Annotated in this window: 7 protein-coding genes; 6 read left to right on the forward strand and 1 reads right to left on the reverse strand. The window is 56.9% G+C overall.

From position 1 onward, the window contains the following. The first annotated feature begins 18 nt into the window (after positions 1-18). The 6 genes from KIK84_RS14845 to KIK84_RS14870 are packed head-to-tail and all read left to right on the forward strand — an operon-like array spanning position 19 to position 6,461. Positions 19-2,232 (forward strand): hybrid sensor histidine kinase/response regulator, encoded by a 2,214-nt coding sequence (locus KIK84_RS14845; protein WP_250207998.1) that lies wholly within the window; start codon positions 19-21, stop codon positions 2,230-2,232. Next, on the forward strand, positions 2,219-2,905 hold the full coding sequence (locus KIK84_RS14850) for an RluA family pseudouridine synthase (RefSeq protein ID WP_214123868.1): 687 nt from the start codon (positions 2,219-2,221) through the stop codon (positions 2,903-2,905). The genes KIK84_RS14845 and KIK84_RS14850 overlap by 14 nt, the downstream gene beginning before the upstream one ends. Positions 2,906-2,962: 57 nt before the next feature. After that, a complete protein-coding gene (locus KIK84_RS14855) occupies positions 2,963-3,832 on the forward strand; it encodes a 3',5'-nucleoside bisphosphate phosphatase (protein ID WP_349815942.1) in 870 nt (289 codons plus the stop codon). Positions 3,833-3,852: 20 nt separating this feature from the next. After that, a complete protein-coding gene (locus tag KIK84_RS14860) occupies positions 3,853-4,479 on the forward strand; it encodes an L-threonylcarbamoyladenylate synthase (protein WP_214123869.1) in 627 nt (208 codons plus the stop codon). 13 nt (positions 4,480-4,492) lie between these two features. Next, positions 4,493-5,161 carry a site-2 protease family protein gene (locus KIK84_RS14865; RefSeq protein WP_214123870.1) on the forward strand — a complete coding sequence of 223 codons (669 nt, stop codon included), beginning with the start codon at positions 4,493-4,495 and terminating at the stop codon, positions 5,159-5,161. 10 nt (positions 5,162-5,171) lie between these two features. Next, positions 5,172-6,461 (forward strand): tryptophan--tRNA ligase, encoded by a 1,290-nt coding sequence (locus KIK84_RS14870; RefSeq protein WP_214123871.1) that lies wholly within the window; start codon positions 5,172-5,174, stop codon positions 6,459-6,461. Positions 6,462-6,503: 42 nt separating this feature from the next. Here the strand turns inward: KIK84_RS14870 and KIK84_RS16945 are convergent, their stop codons facing one another. Next, the gene (locus tag KIK84_RS16945; RefSeq protein ID WP_274754630.1) at positions 6,504-6,596 is read right to left on the reverse strand and encodes an integrase core domain-containing protein; all 93 of its coding nucleotides are present in this window, start codon (positions 6,594-6,596) and stop codon (positions 6,504-6,506) included. Positions 6,597-6,602: the final 6 nt, after the last annotated feature.

Genomic DNA, 6,602 nt, shown 5'->3' on the forward strand with positions numbered 1-6,602 from the left:
GTTGACCCCTAGGATGGCATGAGCAAACGACGTAAAAACCGCCTAACCAGCATGCGCTGGCGGCGGCTATGGGGTACTGCGGGAACTGCGCCTGCCGATGTCACCGACAGCATGCTGTTTGATGGCTACGCCCCTGCGCAAATGATCGAGGATTTGCGCAAATACCAAGCCGAACTGGAAATCCAAAACAAAGCGCTGCGTTACTCCCAGCAAGAGGCTGAAGGGGCATCGGAGCGCTTTGCTACGCTGTTTTCCAATGTGCCTTTGGCGCTCATGGTGGTCGATGAGCAAGGGCTGATTCTGGCCAGCAACGCCATGGCGCTGCGCTTGTTCCAGCCCACCGAGCAAGACCCGCCACTGACCTATATATTGCCGCTCATTGGCCTAGAACACGCCGATGAAGTGGCTGTCGCCTTCTTGGCGGCGCGCAACGAAGGCACCAGCGAGGTCCACGAGGTGGAATTTCGCTCTGGGGCACAAGGCCACTTCACGGGCGACTTGCACATTGCGCGCATCGAAAACCCCAGCGACGAACTGGCCAACTTCATTTGCGCCGTCATCGACCAAGCGCCTCTGCTGGCTGAGCGGCGTGCGCTGCAAGAAAGTGCAGCCGTATTGCGTCAACGCAATGAAGACTTGCTGATGAGTGAAAACCGCATGGCGGCTATCATCAATTCGTCCTTGGATGCCATTTTGTGCATTGATGACAAGCAGTGCATCACCATCTTCAATCCGGCAGCCACCACGCTGTTCGAATGCCCTGCCGATCATGCCTTCGGGGCCCCACTGCGCATCTTTTTGCCCGAAGTTGCCGAGCAACTAGAAACAGGCAGTCTGCCGCCCCAAGCCATGTTGGGCGAGTTCACAGCCAAGACGCTCACAGGCAAAGAAATTTTTGTCGAAATCAGCGTCTCCATGGAACGCCGTCGCCGCCCACGCATGCCACTGCACTCGCAAGAGCAAGGCACGAATGTGCTGCGCAGTCAGTTGCAGCAAAACAGCCCGGTAACCACCATCTTTGCGCGCGACTTGACTGCCCGCAAACTGGCCGAACGCCAGCGCGCAACGCTGGAGAACCAGCTGCGGGAATCACAAAAAATGCAGGCCATGGGTACCATGGCTGGTGGTATTGCGCACGATTTCAACAACATCCTGAGTGCGATTTTGGGCAACGTAGAACTTGCCATGCAAGACACGGCCGCTGATGCGGCGTCCTTGGTCAGTCTGCAAGAGATCGAAAAGGCCGGTCGCAAAGCGCGCGACTTGGTGCGCCAGATTCTGACCTTTAGCCGCAACGAACCACCGCGCCGCGCCCCCACGCAAGTCACCGAAATCGTAGAAGACACCGCCCGACTGGTGCGAGTGACACTACCACCCGGTGTGGACTTTCAATTGCAGCTACCGACAGAGAGTCCATGGGCCTTGGCCGATGCCACCCAACTAGAGCAAGCCTTGCTCAATTTGTGCACCAATGCCATCTTGGCCATAGAGGGCAAGGGAAAGGTGCGGGTGGTACTGGACACGACCCACTTGCTGCAATCGGACTTGGATCGACTTGGTCTGCCCCCCAAAGTCGGCCCCTATGTGCGCATCTCGGTACACGATACAGGCACCGGTATGGATGAGGCCACCATGCGACGCATTTTTGAACCCTTCTTCACGACCCGCGAAGTGGGCAAAGGCACGGGGCTGGGGTTGTCCGTGGTGCACGGCATCATGCAGACACACCACGGTTGCGTGGATGTCAACTCCACAATGGGCCAAGGCAGTTGCTTTAGCCTCTATCTGCCAGCCATCAGCCCCCCCGCCTCTGTCTGCAAAGCCCTGCTGGCGCCGACGGACATTCGCGGTCAAGGCAAACGCGTGATGTACGTGGACGACGACCAAGCCTTGGTCTTTTTGCTGGTGCGCGTGCTCACTCGCAAAGGCTTTGTGGTCACCACCTTTACCGATCCGCACGAGGCCTTGGCAGCATTGGCGGCCAATCCGCAGGGCGTGGACTTGCTGGTGACGGACTACAACATGCCAGGCTTTAGCGGGCTGGACGTGCTACGCCAAGCCAAGCAATTGCGCCCTGATATGCCCGTAGCCTTGGCCTCGGGCTATGTGACCCCTGATATTGAACGGCGAGCCAGAGAGCAAGGGGCCGATGCCCTGATTTACAAACCCAACGACGTGAACGAGCTGTGCGAAACCGTGCAGCAACTGATGATTCAGCATGCCACACCATAACTCGGCCCCCGAAACCAGCACCTACACCCCCCCGGTGGGCGGCGAGCAATGGCTGCATGCCGATGACCATCTGGTGGTGGTTTGTAAGCCAGCTGGCTTACTCAGTGTGCCTGGCCGTGGAGAAGACAAGCAAGATTGCCTAAGCAGCCGGGTGCAAGCACGCTACCCGGATGCATTGGTGGTGCACCGCTTGGATCGCGATACTTCTGGCATTGTCATCATGGCCCGGGGGCTAGAGGCACAGCGCGCACTCAATCTGTCGTTTGAAAAACGCTTGGTGGACAAGCGCTACGAAGCGTTGGTCGATGGCATCTTGCCCGTTGAGGAAACTTGGCAGGAGATTGATTTACCCATCGTGGTGGATTGGCCCAACCGACCTCGCCGCATCATTGATGCAGTGCATGGCCAGCACGCCCTGACCCGCTGGCGCTGCTTGGGCCATGTGGCGGCCTTGGAGGCCAGCCGCGTGGAGCTTGAGCCCTTTACGGGGCGCACGCACCAATTGCGGGTGCACATGCAAGCCCTCGGGCACCCGATGCTGGGCGATAGCTTGTACGCACCACCAGCCGTGCTGCAGCGTGCACCGCGCTTGTTGCTGCATGCGCGCTACCTGCAAGTGCCTCATCCGCACACAGGTACTTTGCAGACTTTTGAAGCGCCGCCCCCCTTTTAGCGCATGGGTCTTATAGGCTAAGCAGCGACGTTGCACGCAGCCACCTACAATGGTGGCGTGAATAGCTCCTCCCATCCCTTGCTGAACGCAGATTTGCATTGCCATTCGGTCATTTCCGATGGCACGCTCACCCCCGAGGCCTTGGCCGAACGTGCTCAGCGCAACGGGGTTGAGCTATGGGCACTGACCGACCACGACGAAGTGGGCGGCATTGCCCGGGCGCGGCAGGCGGCTCGCGACTTGAAGCTGCCCTTTTTGTCGGGGGTCGAGGTATCGGTGACCTTCCTGCGAAAGACAGTGCATATCGTTGGCTTGGGTTTTGATGACACCCACCCACTCTTGGTACAAGGCTTGGCCAACACCCGCGGCGGCCGTGCAGCGCGGGCGCAAGAAATGGCCGCCGGCTTAGCCAAAGTGGGCATTCAAGGTGCCTACGAAGGTGCGCTGCAATTTGTTGGCAACCCAGATTTGATCTCGCGCACGCATTTCGCCCGATTTTTGGTCGAGCGCGGCATTTGCCAAGACACGCACGAGGTCTTTCGCCGTTACCTGACGGAAGGGAAACCGGGCTTTGTTCCCCACCAGTGGGCCACCTTGCGTGATGCTGTGCAGTGGATCCATGTCGCTGGTGGTATGGCGGTGATTGCCCATCCAGGGCGCTACGGATTCACCGCCAACGAAGAATTTGCGTTGTTCACAGAGTTCAAAGCACTGGGAGGTCGTGGAGTGGAGGTGGTGACTGGCAGCCACACCACCGATGAGTACGTGACCTACGCCGACATGGCGCTCGAATTTGGTCTACTCGCCTCTCGTGGGAGCGACTTCCATAGTCCCGATGAAAGCCACACCGAACTCGGAACCCTGCCCTACTTGTCCGGCAGGCTCACCCCAGTCTGGGATGCACTGTCCAACCGCATCGTGCATTAGCCATAGACGCCCCTGAACCCATGGCGCAGCTATTTGACATTCATCCTGATAATCCCCAGCCACGCTTACTCAAGCAGGCTGTTACTTTGCTGATGCAAGGTGGTGTTTTGGCGGTGCCCACGGACTCCAGCTATGCATTGGTATGCCACTTGGACGACAAAGCCGCAGCCGATGCAATGCGCGGCATTCGAGGGGTGGATGAGAAGCACCACCTGACCCTGCTGTGCCGTGATCTCAGTGAGCTTGCCCATTTCGCGCGTGTTGACAACCGGCAGTACCGACTGCTCAAGTCCTGCACTCCGGGTGCGTACACCTTCATCTTGCCCGCCAGCAAGGAAGTTCCCCGCAGAGTTAGCCATCCTTCACGCAAAACCATTGGTCTGCGGGTTCCCGAACACAAGGTCCTCAATCAGCTGCTAGAGCTACATGGATCTGCTCTTCTAGCTACTACTTTGATAGCAAAAGGTGAGACCGATCCACTCAACGATGCACAAGACATCCGCCAGCGCTTCCAGCACCAATTGGCTGCCGTGGTCGACGCAGGGCCTTGCCCGCTACAGCCCACCACGGTCGTGGACTGGAGTGGTGACACGCCTATCGTGGTGCGCGAAGGGGCTGGTGATTTGCAGCGCCTTGGACTGCCATAAAGAAAGACAAACTGTGGATATTTCCGATCTCATCCAAACCATTGCTGTCTATGCCATTCCCGTACTGTTTGCCGTGACGCTGCATGAGGCAGCGCATGGCTATGCGGCGCTTTACTTTGGTGACAACACAGCCGCTAAGCTGGGGCGCCTATCGCTCAATCCAGCTCGTCACATAGATCCCGTGGGGACAATTCTCATCCCCCTGCTGCTGCTGTTTGCCACCAGCGGCAATATGCTGTTTGGTTACGCCAAGCCCGTACCAGTTCGCTTTGGCAATTTGCGCCACCCCAAGCGCGACATGATCTGGGTTGCGTTGGCCGGCCCAGCTGCTAACTTGGCAATGGCTTGGCTATGGGGGGTAGCAGCCATGGTGTTGCCCGCTGTGGGCGTGCAAGAGCCGTTTTTCCTCAAAATGTGCAATGGCGGTTTAGTGGTCAACATCGTTTTATTTGCCTTCAATTTGTTTCCGCTGCCACCGCTGGATGGTGGACGTATCTTGGTGGGACTATTGCCCTTGCGTGCCGCGCTGTGGGTGTCGCGCATTGAGCCATGGGGCTTCTTCATTGTCATGGGCTTGGTGCTGGCAGGCATTCTCAGTACGCTGTGGATGCGCCCCGTCATGGGGATAACCTTCTCATTGGTTCAGCTATTGTTAAGCCCATTGCAGGTGCTATTGAATTGAGCTTTTTGTTATGACTACCACTACGCGCTTCTTAACTGGCATTACGACTTCTGGCACGCCCCATTTGGGCAATTACGTGGGCTCTATTCGGCCAGCGGTGCGCGCCAGCCTGACCCCGGGAGTCGAGAGCTTTTACTTTTTGGCCGACTACCACGCGCTGATCAAAATCGATAATCCGGAGCGGATTCAACGCAGCACCTTAGAAATTGCGGCTAGCTGGCTGGCCGCAGGCTTGGATCCATCCCATGTCACCTTCTATCGGCAATCTGACATTCCTGAGATCCAAGAGCTCTGCTGGTTCTTGACCTGTGTCACAGGGAAAGGGCTGCTCAACCGTGCACACGCCTACAAAGCCGCAACTGACAAGAATGCAGCAGCTGGGACTGAATTGGATGACGGCGTGACTGCTGGCCTTTTCATGTACCCCGTCCTAATGGGCGCCGACATTCTGATGTTCAATGCCCACAAAGTTCCCGTTGGCCGCGATCAGATTCAGCACATTGAAATGGCTCGTGATATGGCGGCCAGCTTTAACCACCTGTATGGTGAGCATTTCACGCCCCCCCAAGCTGTCATCGATGACGCAGTAGCCACCTTGCCAGGACTTGATGGACGCAAGATGAGCAAAAGCTATGACAACACCATCCCCCTGTTTGCCCCACGTGAGCAATTGCGCAAGCTGATTTTGTCCATCAAAACCGACTCGCGTGCGCCGGGCGAGCCCAAAGAGCCAGAAGGGAGTGCGTTGTTTCAAATTTACCAAGCCTTTGCCAGCACTGAAGAAACCGAAGCACTGCGCGCTCACTATGCCGCGGGTATTGCGTGGGGAGAAGCAAAGGAGTTGCTATTTGAGCGCATAGACCAAGAAATAGCGCCCATGCGCACAGCCTATGAAGACTACATTGCGCACCCCGAAAAGGTAGAAGCCATCTTATTGGCCGGCGCTGCAAAAGCGCGCCAAATCACATCGCCATTTATGCAAACGCTGCGACACGCAGTCGGTCTGCGTCGCTTGTCCGTCGCCAGCAGTAACAGACAAAAAACAGAGAAAAGCAAACTCCCTAGTTTCAAGCAATTTCGTGAAAAGGACGGTCTTTTTTATTTCAAACTCGTCTCGTCCGCTGGCGAAGAATTGCTATTGAGTTCCGGCTTTGCAGATCCCAAATCCGCTGGAGCAGCTATACGCCAGCTGGTTGAACAAGCAGATGAAGCAAAAACACTTTTCCAAACGCACGGATACCACGTTCGCGCAGACGAACTGGCTTTGCAAGCTTTGAAGGAACTGCAAGACACCGTGTAAGTTGCATGAAGGTCTGTATTGACCCAGCGGAAACTGCACAGGTCATGCTGCTAATGCGTAGGCCTCAGCAGGTGTTTTCATCCCCAGTGCCTGATGTGGGCGCCGGTGGTTGTAGAAACCAATCCAATCTGCAATGACTCG

This window comes from Curvibacter sp. CHRR-16, assembly GCF_018474005.1.
Taxonomy (GTDB): Bacteria; Pseudomonadota; Gammaproteobacteria; order Burkholderiales; family Burkholderiaceae_C; genus Allorhodoferax.

Excerpts from the sequence above, each read along its gene's own strand:
- KIK84_RS14845 (WP_250207998.1), top strand. The coding sequence starts at position 19 with ATGAGCAAACGACGTAAAAACCGCCTAACCAGCATGCGCTGGCGGCGG.
- KIK84_RS14850 (WP_214123868.1), top strand. The coding sequence starts at position 2,219 with ATGCCACACCATAACTCGGCCCCCGAAACCAGCACCTACACCCCCCCG.
- KIK84_RS14870 (WP_214123871.1), top strand. The coding sequence starts at position 5,172 with ATGACTACCACTACGCGCTTCTTAACTGGCATTACGACTTCTGGCACG.
- KIK84_RS14860 (WP_214123869.1), top strand. The coding sequence starts at position 3,853 with ATGGCGCAGCTATTTGACATTCATCCTGATAATCCCCAGCCACGCTTA.